General features: G+C 66.8%; 11 protein-coding genes. 6 read left to right on the top strand and 5 right to left on the bottom strand.

Translation table 11 applies throughout. The features are described 5' to 3' along the window. Positions 1-201 precede the first annotated feature (201 nt). The gene (locus N5J73_RS03375) at positions 202-2829 is read left to right on the top strand and encodes a TonB-dependent receptor (RefSeq protein WP_049448126.1); all 2628 of its coding nucleotides are present in this window, start codon (positions 202-204) and stop codon (positions 2827-2829) included. Positions 2830-2936: 107 nt separating this feature from the next. On the opposite strand, the gene betT is transcribed toward N5J73_RS03375, so the two are convergent. After that, positions 2937-4916 (bottom strand): choline BCCT transporter BetT, encoded by a 1980-nt coding sequence (betT, locus tag N5J73_RS03370; protein WP_049448125.1) that lies wholly within the window; start codon positions 4914-4916, stop codon positions 2937-2939. A gap of 193 nt (positions 4917-5109) precedes the next feature. Further along, complete coding sequence (locus N5J73_RS03365) at positions 5110-5490, bottom strand: VOC family protein (RefSeq protein ID WP_010485179.1); 381 nt, start codon at positions 5488-5490, stop codon at positions 5110-5112. A 150-nt stretch (positions 5491-5640) separates the two neighbouring features. On the opposite strand from N5J73_RS03365, the gene N5J73_RS03360 reads away from it, so the two are divergent. From N5J73_RS03360 to N5J73_RS03350, 3 genes are all read left to right on the top strand, one after another. Continuing rightward, on the top strand, positions 5641-6159 hold the full coding sequence (locus N5J73_RS03360) for a sigma-70 family RNA polymerase sigma factor (protein WP_010485178.1): 519 nt from the start codon (positions 5641-5643) through the stop codon (positions 6157-6159). Beyond that, positions 6156-7100 (top strand): FecR domain-containing protein, encoded by a 945-nt coding sequence (locus tag N5J73_RS03355; RefSeq protein WP_049448124.1) that lies wholly within the window; start codon positions 6156-6158, stop codon positions 7098-7100. Before N5J73_RS03360 ends, N5J73_RS03355 begins: the two co-directional genes overlap by 4 nt. Before the next feature lie 71 nt (positions 7101-7171). Continuing rightward, complete coding sequence (locus tag N5J73_RS03350; protein WP_049448123.1) at positions 7172-10120, top strand: TonB-dependent receptor; 2949 nt, start codon at positions 7172-7174, stop codon at positions 10118-10120. Positions 10121-10332: 212 nt separating this feature from the next. Here the strand turns inward: N5J73_RS03350 and N5J73_RS03345 are convergent, their stop codons facing one another. Further along, positions 10333-10656, bottom strand: a complete 324-nt coding sequence (locus N5J73_RS03345; RefSeq protein ID WP_049448122.1) for an SMR family transporter — start codon at positions 10654-10656, stop codon at positions 10333-10335. Next, entirely contained in the window at positions 10656-11009 is a 354-nt protein-coding gene (locus N5J73_RS03340) for an SMR family transporter (protein WP_010485170.1), read from the bottom strand. The genes N5J73_RS03345 and N5J73_RS03340 overlap by 1 nt, the downstream gene beginning before the upstream one ends. Before the next feature lie 160 nt (positions 11010-11169). Here N5J73_RS03340 and N5J73_RS03335 point away from each other — a divergent pair, with 160 nt between their 5' ends. Continuing rightward, on the top strand, positions 11170-12021 hold the full coding sequence (locus N5J73_RS03335; RefSeq protein WP_049448121.1) for a LysR family transcriptional regulator: 852 nt from the start codon (positions 11170-11172) through the stop codon (positions 12019-12021). Positions 12022-12095: 74 nt separating this feature from the next. Here the strand turns inward: N5J73_RS03335 and N5J73_RS03330 are convergent, their stop codons facing one another. Beyond that, on the bottom strand, positions 12096-13016 hold the full coding sequence (locus N5J73_RS03330) for a M14 family metallocarboxypeptidase (RefSeq protein WP_049448120.1): 921 nt from the start codon (positions 13014-13016) through the stop codon (positions 12096-12098). A 131-nt stretch (positions 13017-13147) separates the two neighbouring features. Between N5J73_RS03330 and N5J73_RS03325 the strand changes: the two genes are divergently transcribed. Continuing rightward, positions 13148-15229: a TonB-dependent siderophore receptor gene (locus N5J73_RS03325; RefSeq protein WP_049448119.1), complete on the top strand. Its 2082-nt coding sequence runs from the start codon at positions 13148-13150 to the stop codon at positions 15227-15229. Positions 15230-15233 lie beyond the last annotated feature (4 nt).

Here is a 15233-nt window from a genome sequence, read left to right as displayed (position 1 = left end):
TGTGTGGAGCGGAGCGTAGGCTCGGCTCTACAGGGGAGTGCGGACCAACGGTCCGCACCCACCGAGTGGGTCTGCTCAAACGGAGGCACCGACTTTCGTTAAGAACCTGTGATGTATAACTGAATGCGCTTTCGTCATTGGAAGGCGCACGGGGCTGCGTGCGGTACTGATGGCTCCTCCCCCGTTCGGCGTTGTCGCTTCATGTACCGCACCACCCTGAACCTGCTTGCCAGCGCCATCGCGCTGGGCCTCATCGCCGGCGCTGCCGGCGCCGCTGAAACCGCCGACTCCGGCAAGGACAGCACCACCCTAGGCACCGTGCTTGTGACCGGCTCCAACATCAAGCGCAGCGATACCGCTGGGCCCAACCCCGTGCAGATCGTCAGCCGCGAACAGATCGAGCAGACCGGCCGCTCCACCCTCACCGACGTGCTGCGCAACCTGTCGGCCAACGCTGGCAACAGCTTCGACGAGCAGTACACCGGAAGCTTCGCCGCCGGCTCGGCGTCGATCGGCCTGCGCGGCCTGTCGCCGAAGAACACGCTGGTGCTGGTCAACGGCTACCGCGTGGCCAACTTCGGTTTTGCGCTCAACACCCAGGACACCTTCGTCGACCTCAATGCGCTGCCGATCAGCGCGGTCGAGCGCATCGAAGTGCTGAAGGATGGTGCCTCGGCGGTGTACGGTTCCGACGCCATCGCCGGCGTCATCAATATCATCCTGCGAAAGAACTTCCAGGGCGTGGAAGTGGGCGGCGGCCTCGGTACCGCCACCCAGGGCGGTCTCGACGAACGCAAGGCCAGCCTGCTGGCCGGCTTCGGTGACCTCGAACAGCAGGGCTGGAACGTGCTGTTCGGGCTGGACCTGCTCAAGCGTGATCGCCTCGACGCCGACCAGCGTGCCTACACCCGCAGCGGCGATTTCCGCGACAAGCCCGGTGGCCGCCTGGCCGGCTGGTCCACTGCCGGTGGCAACTGGCTGTCCAACCCGCGCGCGCCGCAACCGTTCGCCAACTGCCCGGATGGCAGCCAGCTGCGCCCGTACAGCGATTTCGGCAGCACCCTGCCCGGCCAGGCCTGCGCCTTCAACGCGCAGCCGTTCAAGACCCTGCAGCCCGGCGCCGAGCGCCTGCAGGCGTCGTTGAGTGCAACGTACCGCTTCAATGACAACGTCGAGGCGTTCGCCGACGTGCTGTACAGCCACAACAAGGCCGACCAGATCTTCAGCGCGCCGCTGACCGTCGGCCCGGGCCTGCGTGCCTACAACCCGGCCACCGGCACCCTGATCGACGTGCCGGCGGTGCTGCCGGTCGGCCACCCGAACAACCCGGGCAGCACGCCATTGCCGTTCGAGTACACCTTCTTCGACATCGGCCCGCGCCTGAAGGACAACACCCAGGTGTTCTACCGTGCCCTGGCCGGCGTGCGCGGCAGTGGCGAGCGCTGGGACTGGGAAGTGGCGGCGCTGACTTCGCAGAGCGCGCAGCGAGAATACGTCGACAATTTCGTCAACCGCTACGCGTTCGAACAGATCCTGCGCGATGGCAGTTACAACTTCCTCAACCCGTCCGCCACGCCGGGCGCGCTGGATGCACTGCGCCTGCAGACCAAGCGGCCAGGCTGGTACAAGCTGCACTCGTTGAACCTGAAGGCCTCGACCTCGCTGTGGGAGATGCCAGCCGGTACGGTCGGCTTTGCCTGGGGTGCGGAGTTCCGCAAGGAATCACTGGATGCGCGCACCAGCGCGCAGGTGCTGTCGGGCACCGAACTGCGCCCGGCCATCAACGTGGTCAACGGCGAGCGCCAGGTCAGCGCCGCCTATGCGGAACTGAGCGTGCCGCTGCACCGCACGCTGGAGCTGCAGGTGGCCGGTCGTGGCGACCACTATGACGACTTCGGCAAGGCGTTCTCGCCGAAGGTAGCGCTGCGCTGGCAGCCGCTGGACAGCCTGCTGCTGCGTGGTTCGTTCTCGCGTGGCTTCCGTGCACCGTCGCTGCCGGAGATCGCGCCGGGCCAGACCGTCAGCTACGGCTCGGTGATCGATCCGTTGGATCCATTGCAGCCCGGTGGCAGCCGTGGCGTGACCAACATCCGCACCGGCAATCCGGACCTGAAGGCCGAACGCTCGCGCAACTTCAACGTGGGCGCGGTGTGGTCCCCCGATGGCGATACCAGCATCGGCCTGGACTGGTACCGCATCGAGCAGGACAACCTGGTCAAGCCGGACAGCGCGCAGTTCATCGTCGACAACCCGACGCTGTTCCCCGGCCGCGTGCAACGTGATGCACAGGGGCGCATCCAGTTCATCACCAACCAGTATGCCAACCAGGGCGAGCTGACTACCTCGGGCCTGGACCTGGAAGCCAACCGCACCTTCCGCACCGACGGCTGGGGCAACTTCACCGTGGCCGGCAGCTGGACCCATCTGCTCAGCTTCAAGCAGCCGCTGGTGGCCGGTCAGGCACCGTATGAAGGGGCCGGCAACAACCGCCACGGCGCACTGCCGCGCACCCGTGGCACCACGTCGCTGAACTGGGCGGTGGGCGACTGGAGCAGCACGCTGAGCCTGCAGTACGTGAGCGGCTACGACCAGCGCGTGGCCACGGCGACCAGCAACCCCGGCCTGCGTGACCGCATCAAGCCGTATCACCAACTGGACCTGTATGTGGCCTACGAAGGCATTGCCAACACTACGCTGTCGCTGTCGGTGCTGAACCTGACCGACAAGGATCCGCCGTTCGACCCGGCCGGTGGCTCCAACGGTTTCGACATCAGCCAGTACAACCTGCGCGGACAGTTCGTCTCGCTGGGCGCTCGTTACAGGTTCTGATTGCCACTGTAGAGCCGAGCCATGCTCGGCTGCTCTTCCGACACCGAGGAGCCGAGCGCGGGCTCGGCTCTACAGGGGGTGCGGACCAACGGTCCGCACCCACCGCATCACCGGCTCAGGTGCAGGAACTGCAGGTGCCGTTCGTACTGGCTGATGATGTCATTGATGATCTGCTTGCGGCTGTAGCCCACCAGGTCGTAGTCCTGGCTGCCTTCGAACAGATGCACTTCAGCGCGGTAGTAACGCTGGTTGCGCAACTGCTGTGCGGCGAACGACGGGGTCAGGTAGCCGCTCAGGATCACCCTGTACAGGAAGTCCTGCTGCTCGCCGTGATTCACCGTCAGCTCCATGTCGCCGGCCTCGAAGCGCGTGGACACGTCCCAGCCCTGGCCGCGCAGCTGTTCGGCCACCGCCTCCATCGCCGGCTTCACCGTGTCGTCCATGAAGCGGTAGACCTGGTCGCGCACCGGGAAATGCATCGCCTGGCTCAGGCGCTGGCGCCAGCCCTGGTGGTGGCGGTCGTCACCGATCAGCGGCGATGGCCGGTACTGCAGCGCGCGCTTGCGGTGCGATTCGTCACTGAAGGCGCGGGTCAGCCCCCACATCATCAGCAGCAGCACCGCCGAGAACGGCAGCGACGCCAGCACCACCGCCGATTTGAGCGCATCGATGCTGCCGGCCAGCAGCAACCCGGCGGTCAGCACCGCGATCACCGTGCCCCAGAACACGCGAAGCCAACGCGGACCATCATCCTCCGGCGCACCGCCGTGCGAGGACAGCGTGGACAACACCACTGCCCCCGAATCAGCCGAGGTCACGAAGAAGATGAAGCTGACCAGCACCGTCACCGCGATCACCGTGCGGCTCCACGGATAGCCATCGAGCAGTGCATACAGCACCGTCGGTGGATCATCCACTGCCAGCTGTGCCAACTGCTGCTGGCCGTGGTGCAGCACCTGGTCCAGAGCACTGTTGCCGAAGATCGACAGCCAGGCCAGGGTGAAGCCCAGCGGAATCAGCAGCACGCCGAACACGAATTCGCGGATGGTGCGGCCACGCGAGATGCGCGCGATGAACAGGCCAACGAACGGCGCCCAGCCGATCCACCAGGCCCAATAGAACACCGTCCAGCCACCCAGCCATTCCGGTCGGCCACCATAGGCATACACATCGAAACTCTTGCCGACCACGCTGCCCAGATAGTCGCCCAGGTTCTGCATCAGCGTGCTGAGCAGGTACTGAGTGGGGCCGGCGCACAGCATGAACAGCACCAGCGCGATCGCCAGCAGCATGTTGATGTTGGCCATCCAGCGCACACCCTTCTCCACCCCGGACACAGCCACCGCCACCGCCGCGCCCATCATGCTGACCACCAGGATGATCTGCACCAGGTTGGAGTGCGGGATGTTGAACAGGTGCGACAGGCCGGCGTTAAGGTGCAGCACGCCGAAGCCCATGTCGGCACCGATGCCGAACACGGTGGCGACAATGCCCAGCGCGTCCACGGTGTAACCGATCGGCCCGTTGATGCGCTTTCCGATCAGCGGATACAGCGCCGAGCGCAGGGCCAGTGGCAGGTTGTGGCGGTAGGCGAAGTAGGCCATCGCCATCGCCGCCAGCGCGAACACGCCCCAACCATGCAGGCCCCAGTGCAGGAACAGCAGCTGCATGGCCTGGCGCGCACCAGCCTCGCCCGCGGCCGCATCGCCCTGCGGCGGTTGCAGGTAGTGGGTCAGCGGCTCGGAAACGCAGAAGAAGAACAGGGTGATGCTGATGCCGGCGGCGAACAGCATGCCGGCCCAGGAGAGGTAGCTGAACTCCGGCTCGTCATGGTCGGCGCCGAGCTTGATGCCACCGTATTTGGACAGCGCCACGCCGACCACGAACACCAGGTACAGGGTCATCGCCAGCAGGTAGTACCAGCCGACATTGAGTGCGGCCCAGTCCTGCGCCTTCAGCAGCAGGCGGCCTGCGCCCAGCGGGAACAGGCTGACGAACAGCGCGAACGCCACGACAACGATCGCCGCGAAGGCGAACACAGGCCGAAGGGTGCGCACCGGGGATTGTTGCGGCTCCAGTACATCCATGGGGCGGCGTTCTCCGGTAGATCAAAGGGTTAGCCGACCGATTGTGGCTGAACCGCAGTGGACAGAGCATGAAGTTGTGGCCAGCGGTCACAGGCCCGATCCACCATTACGTGTTATCACGCGCGCGCCGGCAGACGGCTGCGAGCACAGCCGCGCGCACTGCCTGCGACGCGGCCGCGCGCGTACTGTCCAATTACGACATCACATGCACCGCGCACAGCTTGTTGCCATCCGGGTCGCGCAGGTAGGCCAGGAACAGCTGGCGCCCGGCCATGCTGCGGATGCCGGCCGGGTCTTCGATGGCGGTGCCGCCATGGGCCACGCCGGCGTCCTGCCAGCCACGCACGGCCTCAGCACTGTCGAGGGTGAAGCCGATGGTGCCGCCGTTGGCGTGGCATGCCGGCTGACCGTCGATCGGCGCGGTGACGATGAACATACGGCCATCCTTGAAATACACCAGACGGCCCTTGTCATCGAAGACGCCCGGACGTGCGCCCAACGCACCGAACAGTGCATCGTAGAAGCGATGCGCGGCGTCCATGTCGTTCGTTCCAACGGTGATGTGGCTGAACATGCGGGCACTCCCTGTGGAAAACCGCAGTGTCGGCGAGCACGTCGGGCATCGCAAATCCGGCGACCTCTCCCGCTGCGCCCCGCGCAACGTTTGTCGCGCGCCGCTCGATCACCCTATAATGGGAATCATTCTCATTAATGATCAATGCCGATGGCCGTGCCCGCCGCCTCCAGCACTGCGCTGGCGGGGTTCTACCGCGAACACCATGGCTGGCTGCTCGGCTGGTTGCGCCGCCGCACGCACAACGCCGACTGCGCCGCCGACCTGACCCAGGACACCTTCCTGCGCCTGCTCAGCCGTCGTGTCGATCCATCAGAACTGCGCTTGCCGCGCGCCTATCTCAGCACCATCGCGCACGCCCTGCTGGTCAACCACTGGCAGCGCGCGGACCTGGAACGCGCCTACCTGACCGCGCTGGCCGCCCAACCGGAGCCGGTGCATCCCTCGGCAGAGGAGCGCACCCAGGCATTGCAGTTGCTGCATGCCATCGCCGACATGCTGTCCGGCCTCGCCGAGCGGCCACGGCGCGCGTTCCTGCTGGCGCGGCTGTCCGGCCTGGGCTATGCGGAGATCGGCGTGCAGCTCGGCGTGTCCGAACGCATGGTCAAGAAGTACATGGCGCAGGCCATGCTGCACTGCCTGCGCCTGTCCGGCGACGCGGCGGCATGAGTGTGGCATTGGCCAGCCCGGCGCTGGAACAGGCAGCCGAATGGTTCGCGCTGCGCCAACAGGGCTGGAGCGACGGCGACCAGCGGCGCTGGCACGTCTGGCTGCAGGCCGATGCTGGTCACGCCGATGCCTGGCGACGGGTCGAGGCGGTCTGGCAATCGTTCGCCCCGCTGTCGGCACCGGCGGCAGCAACGGCGCTCGATGCCGCCGGCCATCGCCGCCGCCGCGCGCTTCGCAGTCTCGGCGGCGCACTCGGCATCGGTGCGGTCTCAATTCTCGGCCTGCACGGGCTGCAGGCGCAGCGCCACCTGCAAACGCAACGCACCGCTGCCGGGCACACCGGTCATTGGACGCTGGCCGATGGCAGCCAGTTGTGGCTCAACGCCAACAGCGAAGTGACCATCGACATCGGCAACGGCCACCGCGCCCTGCATCTGCTGCGCGGCGAACTGCTGCTGCAGACCGGACATCACCCCGCATTCTCCGGGCTGCCCCTGACCGTGCATGTACCTGGCGCGAATCTGCGGCCGATCGGCACCCGCTTCGCGGTCGGCCGCGAAGCGCAGGACAGCCGATTGGACGTGTTCGAAGGCGTGGTGCGCTGCCTCCCGATGTTCGGTGCGGCGCTGGATGTGCCCGCGGGAAGTGCGCTGCAGATCGGACCGATGGGGGGACTGACATCGGTGGCTGCCGATCCTCTGCGCGGCAACTGGCAGGACGGACGACTGCAGGTGCAGGACACGCAGCTGATCCGGGTGATCGACGAACTGGCCCGCCACCATGGTGGCTATCTGGGCTGTGATCCGGCGCTGTCCGCATTGAATGTCACTGCGGTACTGCCACGCCTGGACAGCCTGCAGGCCCTGAAACTGCTGGCGCGCGCCCTGCCGATCCGCATCGAGCAACGCTGGCCATGGTGGACCGTTGTGCGTCCACGTTGAAATGGCGGTTCCCTTTCTGCGCGCTCGGCGGGCACTACAAGGGAACCCATTGCGGATGTTGCCGCCCCCCTATGAAGCTCCCCTGCCCCTCCCCTCGCCCGCTTGCCATCGCGCTGTGCCTGGCCCTGTTCACCCCGTGCCTGTTCCCGGCGGCCGCCCACGCACAGGATGCAGCCGCTGCCGTTCGCTGGCAGATCCCGGCCGGACCGCTCGACCAGGCCTTGACCACGTTCGGCCAGCAGTCCGGCCTGTCCATCGCCACCGATGCGCGCCTGACCCGCGGCCGCCACAGCAGCGGCGTGCAGACCTCGCTCAACACCGAGGCCGCGCTGGCGCAGCTGCTGGCCGGCACCGGCCTGTCGTTCCAGCGTGATGCCAGCGGCGTGGTGCTGCAGGCCGCCCCCGCCACCGATGCTGGTGTGCGCCAGATCGGCACCCTGCGCGTAGCCGGCCAGGCCAGCGAAGGTGCGTCGCCCTGGGGCTTGGCCGATGCCGATGCCGTATACCGCGACAGCGGCTCGCGCGTGCATCTGGACCACCAGCAGCTGGAACGCTTCCGCGGCCAGTCGATCGGCGATGTGCTGGCCGGCGCAGTCGGCGTGCACACCGGAGACGTACGCAATGGTGGTGCGCTGGACGTGAACATCCGCGGCCTGCAGGGCCAGAACCGGGTGCCGGTGATCATCGACGGCGGCCAGCAGGCCATCGACGTGTACCGCGGCTATGCCGGTGTGCAGCAGCGCAGCTACCTCGACCCGGACCTGATCAGCGCGATCAGCATCGAGAAGGGGCCGAGCCTGGCCGCCAACGCCGCCAGCGCGATCGGTGGCGTGGTCTACATGGAAACGCTGAAGGCCGATGACATCCTCGACGACCGCCAGGACTGGGGCCTGCGCGTGCGCGGCGGTGTGGCCGACAACAGCATCGACCGCACCCGCACCTTCAAGCAGATCGCACGTGGCAGCGACAACCGCAACAGCCTGCGCGACCCGCGCGACTGGAACGGCAGCGTGGCCTTCGCCCAGCGCGGCGAAGACTGGCAGCTGGTCGCGGCCTATGCACGGCGCCGTCAGGGCAACTACTTCGCCGGCAGCAACGGTGCGCGTCGCTATGACAACCAGCACCTGTCCAGCGGCGGCACCGGCATGTCCGGCCAGGCGGTGTCCAAGCTCTTCCATCCGGGCGATGAAGTGCTCAACACGCATACCGACAACGAATCGGCGTTGCTGAAATTCACCTGGACACCCAACCCCAACCAGCGCCTGGAGCTGAGCCACCGCTACTTCAATTCGAGTTTCGGCGAGATCATGCCGTCGGCGATCGGACGCGTGGGTGAGTCCAACGAATGGGTGACCTACGTGGACAAGGCCAACACCATGTTCCAGTTCGAGCCGGGGAAAATGCGGGTCAATGCCACCTCGCTGCGCCACCGCTACCGGCCCGAGGCACATCCGTGGCTGGACCTGAGCAGCACGCTGTGGCTCACCACCGCCACCAGCCGCATGTTCAACAGCAACATCGCCAACACGCCGCTGTTCAAGGATGTGCCCTCGGACCAGATGCCCGACACGCTGGGCGAGACCTACGGCCCGGGCCTGCAGTCGGACGTGAAGACCCAGCGTTGGGGCGTGGACAGCAGCAACACCACGCGTTTCAGCAATGCGCTGGGCGCCTGGACGCTGCGCTATGGCGCGTCCTTGCAGCACGAAGACACCGCACCGAACTCGCCGGTGCTGCCGGTGGACTACAACAACAACCGCTACCTGCGCTCGGGCACGCGCCGCGAGGCCAGCGCGGTGGCATCGTTGCAATGGCAGCCGTGGGACTGGCTGTCGCTGACGGCCGGCGGCCGCTTCATCGACTACCGCACCCGCGACCGCAACCGCGTGGCCTTCGTCAGTGAATCGCGCGACCTGCGCTATACCTTCGCGCGCCTGAGCAAGGGCGGCCAGCTGCTGCCAGGCTGGTACAAGGAGTGGTACCCGGATGCACAGGGCAACTATACGTATGACTCGCTGCGCGCCACGCCCTATGGCGACAGCACGCTGGGCCAGACCTACGACTTCGACGGCTTCATCCGTGACCCGCGCGGTGCCAACGGCTTCTACACCAAGCAGATTCCCACCGCCTGGGGCTACAAGCCGGCGATCCGTCGCTCGGGCCACGGCGTTGCGCCCTATGCAGAAGCGCGCTTCAACGTCGACGCGGACATGTTCTTCTACGTGAAGTATGCGCAGGGCTGGAAGATGCCCAGCCTGTTCGAGTCGACGCTGGGCAACAGCACCTCGGCCCCGGTGGCCGACCTGAAGCCGGAGAAGAACCGTTCCTGGGACATCGGCTTCAGCCTGCTCAAGCAGGACCTGTGGCGTGACGGTGATCGCCTGGCGTTCAAGGTGGCCTGGTTCAAGAACGATATCGACAACGCCATCACCCGTCGCTTCGATTCCAGCAACTGGGCCTTCTACGTCGACAACGTCGACAACTACACGGTGTCCGGTTACGAGCTGCAGTCCGGCTATGACGCCGGCATCGCCTACCTGGACCTGTCGGCCAGCTACTACCAGCGCGCACGCACCTGCGACGCGGCCACCGCCAAGCGCCTGCGCGACGACCCATATGCAAAGTGGAGCAAGCTGGACACCACGCCGGACTGCGTGGACGGCGGCTTTGGCACCTCGTTCGTCAACGCGCAGAACCCGCCGAAGTACTCGATCCACAGCACGCTGGGCTTCCGTCTGTTCGATCGCCGCCTTGATACCGGCATCCGACGCACCTACAACAGCGGCCCCACCCATGAACTCGACAAGCCTTGGAACACCACCGGCTCGACCGGCCTGCAGAACATCTACCTGCCGACCGCCATCTACGACTTCTATGCACGCTGGCAGTTCACCCCGCGCAGCGAAGTGGAACTGGTGGTCAGCAACCTGCGCAACACCTACTACATGGACACGCTGGCGATGAGCCTGATGCCCGGCCCGGGCCGCACCACGCGGCTGAACTTCACCGCACGCTTCTAACTGCTGCAGAAACATCAGCGCCCCGGAGAGATCCTCCCCGGGGCGCTTGCCTGCGGCGGCTCACGCTCTGGCAGGTGCCAGCCCTGGTTGGCTTAGCGCCGGTAGGTGCCAACCTTGGTTGGCACAGCGACTGAGCACCGGTAGGTGCCAACCTTGGTTGGCACAGCGACTGAGCACTGGTAGGTGCCAACCTTGGTTGGCACGGCGACGCGTTACTTCGCAGTACTCAGCAGCAGCACCGCAACAGTGACCAGACCGATGCCGACCCAGCCGATCGGGCGCAGGCGGTTGCCGAACAGCAGGCGGCCGCAGGTGGCGGTACCGATCACGCCGATCGCTCCCCACATTGCATAGGCGGTGGCCAGATCCATGTAACGCACGGCCTGGCCCAGCAGGGCGAAGGCGATCCAGACCAGGATGATCGCGCCGACGCCCCAACGCCAGCGGCGGAAACCTTCCGACTTGGCGACCATCATGTTGGCGGCGACATCGATCAGTGCCGAACAGATCACGAAAAACAGGGCCAGGGTGTTCATCAGTGCGCCTCCCCGAGGGTGACGCAGACGATGCCGACCACTGCCAGTACCAGGCCGGCCAGCTGCTGCAGCGACAGGCTTTCACCGAAGACGGTGAGGCCGACCACGGTCAGCAGAGTCAGGCCCAGGCCTTCCCACACTGCGTAGGCCACGCCCACGGCGATGCGGCGCACCGACTGCGCCAGGAAGAAGTAGGACAGCGCCAGCGCGCCGGCCATGATCAGATAACCGGTCCAGCCGCCATCGCGGGCGGCATGGGCCATGAACGAGGTGCCGACCACTTCGGCGACGATCGCCACGGTCAGGCAGGCCCAGGCGACCAGCGCGCCACGGGCGGGGACAGTACGGGACATGTGAAGCTCCTTGCAGGGCGGGGACCGCGCCGCCTTTTCAATAGATCCACGCGATGCGTGGAGGGTCCGGAGCGCCCCGCAGACAGGGGCGATGGCGACCAGTATCATCGCCTTTTACGGTGGTATCAAAATGGATTCCATCGACAGGAGCGATGGATCAATGCCCTACTCCCCTGAATCCCTGCAGGCCTTCGTGGAAGCCGCCGCGCTGGGCTCGTTTTCGGCCGCAGCACGGCGGTTGCGCAAAACGCAGTCGACGGTCAGCACCGCCATTGCCCACCTGGAGGCCGACCTGGGCGTGAGCCTGTTCGATCGCAGTGGGCGCTACCCGCAGCTGACCGAGGCCGGGCGCCAGGTACTTGGCCACGCGCAGGAGATCCTGGCCGCCGATGCGCGCCTGCAACAGTTGAGCGTGCGCCTGGCCGCACCGGTCGAGTCGCGCCTGACCGTGGTGTTTTCCGATGTCTACCAGCTCGATCCCGAGCAGCGGATCCTGCAGCGCTTCGCCGAGGCGTTCCCGGAGATCGAACTGGAATGGCTGGATGCCGAGGGCGAGGACGTACTGGAGCTGGTCCGCAGTGGTCGCGCCGGGCTGGGCCTGCTGCCCAGGCAGGAGCGCTATCCCGATGGGCTGGTCGCCCGACCGCTGGCCCACCACAGCGAACTATCGGTGTACGTGGCTCGCGAACACCCGCTGGCCCGCGCCGGACGTCGCGCCGCCGCGCAACTGGCGCGGCATCGGCAGGTGCGCCTAAGCGCGGAAGTCGATCAATCCCGCGTGGTCACCGGCCTGGCCTGGACCGCCACCGACTACCTGATGGTGATGGAGATGGCCGAGGACGGCCTCGGCTGGGCCGAGCTGCCGCGGGCGCTGGTGCAGCGCTATGACCGTGGCCGGCTGGTGGAACTGGTGCTGCCCGGCTGGCCACGGCGCATCCACAGCGACCTGCTGTGGCGCCGTGATACGCCGCCGGGACCGGCCGCACTGTGGTGGGCCGACGCGCTTGGATGAACCGAAAAAAGGGGACGGAGGGGATTAAGTTGTTTGTGGCACAAACGACTTAATCCCCTCCGTCCCCTTTTTCATCAACGACGGGCGAGCGCGTAATCCAGCGCCGAGCACACCGCTGCCACCTGTGCATCGTTGCACTGCTGCGGGGTCGCCCGCGGGCTGTCCGGGTAGACCTCGGTGGTGGTGGTGTACTTCGCGCCGGTAATGCCGGCGCACAGGCCCAGCTTCACCAGCGGGTACTCGATCACGCCATGGGCCACCACCGGCGAACCGATGATCTCGCCCTTGTCGTCGGCCGGTGCGATATGGGTGACCTTCTCCACCGCAGCAATCACCGCCTGCTGGAAGGCCGCTTGCGGGTTTTCGCTGTCGTCCACAAGGTAGAAGCCATCGGGAATCAGGCCCGGCTCGAACGGTTTGCCGTCACGCGCGGCCAGCGCCGGGCGGAACTCGCTTTCATCGCTGTCGGTGGTCTCGTGCAGGTCGATGTGCAGCACGAACTGGCCCTGGATCGGTGTGATCAGCTCGATCAGCGCGGTCGACTCGCGGGCCGGGCCATCGGCGCGGAAGTTGCGGTTGGGGTCGATCGCATCGAAGTTCCAGCGGTTGATGCGCTCGAAGCCCCACGGATTCACGCACGGCGCCACCAGCAGGTTGGCCTTGCCGGCATAGTCGGCGGCGTGCTTTTCGAGGAATTCCAGCGCGCCCATCACGCCGCTGGTCTCATAGCCGTGCACGCCGCCGGTGACCAGGGCAGCCGGCAGCGCCGGGTTCCAGTCGCGGCTGCGCAGGGCGAACAAGGTGTAGGTCTCGCCCGCGTAGTCGAGCTGGCCGTAGGCCACCTTGTCAAAGCGCGAAGCCAGCGCCGCGATGCGCGGCAGCACCTCTTCGTCATAGCGACGCAGGCGCTGCTGGCGGCCACGCCACGCCTCCCGCTCCGCCGCTCCCCACGGCTGGCCAGGGGTTCCGACGGGGTAGAAAGCAGCTTGGGACATGGCGGATCTCAGCGGGTCAGGAAGCAATCGCCCACTCTACCACCGGGGCATCGGCATGAACCGGAGGCGCATTCCAATAGCGAATGGAATCAGCAATAATTCTCATTTACGACCTTCCACAACCCGCACCGATGCCCATCCACGCCCTGCAACCGGCCCGCCTGCCCCTGGCTGCCGCCCTCGCCCTGTGCCTGCTCCCGGCCACCCGTGCCTTCGCCCAGGACGGCGCCACAACGCTGGACAGCATCCAGGTGTCCGGCAGCTGGCTGGGCACCGGCCTGCATGACAGCGTCAAGAGCTTCGCCGGCGCGCGCACGGTGGTCGAGCGCCAGCGCATCGAGGCCAGCGGCGCGGCCAGCATCGGCGATGCGATGCGCCGCATCCCCGGCGTGCAGGTCACCGACAACTCCGGCACGGCCGGCAGCTCGGTCTCGCTGAACATCGGCGTGCGCGGCCTGACCGGGCGCTACTCGCCGCGCTCGACCGTACTGCTGGACGGCGTACCGCTGGCGGTGGCGCCGTATGGCCAGCCGCAGCTGTCGTTCGCGCCGACCAGCCTGTCCAACATCGAATCGATCGACGTGGTGCGCGGCGGCGGCGCGGTGCGCTACGGCCCGCAGAACGTGGGCGGCATCATCAACTTCAGCACCCGCGCCATTCCCACCGAGGCAGGCCTGCACGGCGAAGCGGGCGTGCGCTACACCGCCTACGACCATGGCGGCGGTGACAGCACCCAGTACAACGCCTTCCTCGGCGGTACCGGCGACAACGGGCTGGGCGCCGCCCTGCTCTACTCCGGCCAGGATGGCCGCGGCTGGCGACAGGGCAGCGATGACCGTTTCAACGACCTGGCGCTGAAGTTCGCCTATGCCATCGACGAACAGCAGGAGCTGCGCGCCAAACTGTCGTACTACGACGTGCGCTCGCTGACCCCGGGCGGCCTGACCCGCGCGCAGTACGAGGCCGATCCGTTCCAGAACACCCGCCCCACTGATTTCTGGAAGGGCCACCGCACCGGCATCGACCTGGGCTACACCAACACGCTGTCGGCCAACAGCGAGTTCGAGGTGCTGGCCTATTACAACGAAAGCAACCGTGCCAGCTCGCTGATCAACGCCGCCAATACCCAGCTGACCGTGCAGCCGCGCGACTACCGCGTGCTCGGCATCGAGCCGCGCTACACCCAGCGCCTGCACTGGGGCGCCAGCGTGCACGACATCACCGCCGGCTACCGCTTCCTGCGCGAGCGCGGCAACGACCGCAGCTACACCGTCACCCGCCGTACCGGCGTGGCCAGTGCCACCACCCGCTTTGACAACGCCACCGATGCCCATGCGTTCTACATCGACGACCGCATCGCGATCGGCCAATGGCGGATCACTCCGGGCGTGCGCATGGAGTGGATCGATATGGACCGCCGCCAGGCCGGGGGCACGGCGACCTTCAGCAGCCGCAACGACAAGGCCCTGCCCTCGCTCAACGTCGCCTACCTGCTGACGCCGCAGCTGACCGTGTTCGGCAACTACACCACGTCGTTCGGGCCGGTGCAGAACATCCAGCTGAACTCGCAGACCGCCCGCAATCCGCTGAACCCGGAGGTGGCAAAGACCGCCGAACTGGGCGCGCGCTGGCAGGACGGCGCACTGCGCGCGGAAGTGACCGTGTTCAAGATGCGCTTCGACAACCAGATCCTGCAGGTGCCGGGTATCACCCCGCCCACCTTCCAGAACATTGGTGCCACCGACCACAAGGGTGTGGAGAGCGCGCTGGAGTACCGCTTCGCCGAGGACAGCGCACTGGCCGGGCTGGAGCTGTACGCCAACTACACCTGGACCAAGGCGATCCAGCAGTCCGGTGACAACCGCGGCCTGGACGTGCCCTTCTACTCGCGCGACACCGACAGCGTCGGCGCCCGCTACGCCCTGGCCGGCTGGACGTTCAATGTCTCCAGCACCCACCAGAGCGGTCAGTTCTCCGATGCCGCCAACACCTGGGAAGAAACCGCCGATGCGCGCGTGGGCCGCGTGCCGGGCGTGCGCCTGTGGAACGCGCAGGTGGCCTGGCAGGTGCCCGGGCTGGGTGACAGCGAGATCGCGCTGGGCGTGAACAACCTGGCCGACAAGCGCTGGTATACCCGCAACGTCGATGGCAACGCCGGCCGCATGGCAGCCGCGCCGCGCACGTTCTACGTGCAGGGCCGCTACCGCTTCTGAAGCG

It is taken from the genome of Stenotrophomonas sp. GD03654 (genome assembly GCF_029845105.1).
In the GTDB taxonomy this organism is placed as follows: Bacteria; Pseudomonadota; Gammaproteobacteria; order Xanthomonadales; family Xanthomonadaceae; genus Stenotrophomonas; species Stenotrophomonas africana.
The sequence above is the reverse complement of the archived record's forward strand: the minus strand, read 5'-3'. Positions and strand labels throughout refer to the sequence as shown.

Excerpts from the sequence above, each read along its gene's own strand:
- N5J73_RS03375 (WP_049448126.1), top strand. The coding sequence starts at position 202 with ATGTACCGCACCACCCTGAACCTGCTTGCCAGCGCCATCGCGCTGGGC.
- betT (WP_049448125.1), bottom strand. The coding sequence starts at position 4,916 with ATGGATGTACTGGAGCCGCAACAATCCCCGGTGCGCACCCTTCGGCCT.
- N5J73_RS03365 (WP_010485179.1), bottom strand. The coding sequence starts at position 5,490 with ATGTTCAGCCACATCACCGTTGGAACGAACGACATGGACGCCGCGCAT.
- N5J73_RS03360 (WP_010485178.1), top strand. The coding sequence starts at position 5,641 with ATGGCCGTGCCCGCCGCCTCCAGCACTGCGCTGGCGGGGTTCTACCGC.
- N5J73_RS03355 (WP_049448124.1), top strand. The coding sequence starts at position 6,156 with ATGAGTGTGGCATTGGCCAGCCCGGCGCTGGAACAGGCAGCCGAATGG.
- N5J73_RS03350 (WP_049448123.1), top strand. The coding sequence starts at position 7,172 with ATGAAGCTCCCCTGCCCCTCCCCTCGCCCGCTTGCCATCGCGCTGTGC.
- N5J73_RS03345 (WP_049448122.1), bottom strand. The coding sequence starts at position 10,656 with ATGAACACCCTGGCCCTGTTTTTCGTGATCTGTTCGGCACTGATCGAT.
- N5J73_RS03340 (WP_010485170.1), bottom strand. The coding sequence starts at position 11,009 with ATGTCCCGTACTGTCCCCGCCCGTGGCGCGCTGGTCGCCTGGGCCTGC.
- N5J73_RS03335 (WP_049448121.1), top strand. The coding sequence starts at position 11,170 with ATGCCCTACTCCCCTGAATCCCTGCAGGCCTTCGTGGAAGCCGCCGCG.
- N5J73_RS03330 (WP_049448120.1), bottom strand. The coding sequence starts at position 13,016 with ATGTCCCAAGCTGCTTTCTACCCCGTCGGAACCCCTGGCCAGCCGTGG.
- N5J73_RS03325 (WP_049448119.1), top strand. The coding sequence starts at position 13,148 with ATGCCCATCCACGCCCTGCAACCGGCCCGCCTGCCCCTGGCTGCCGCC.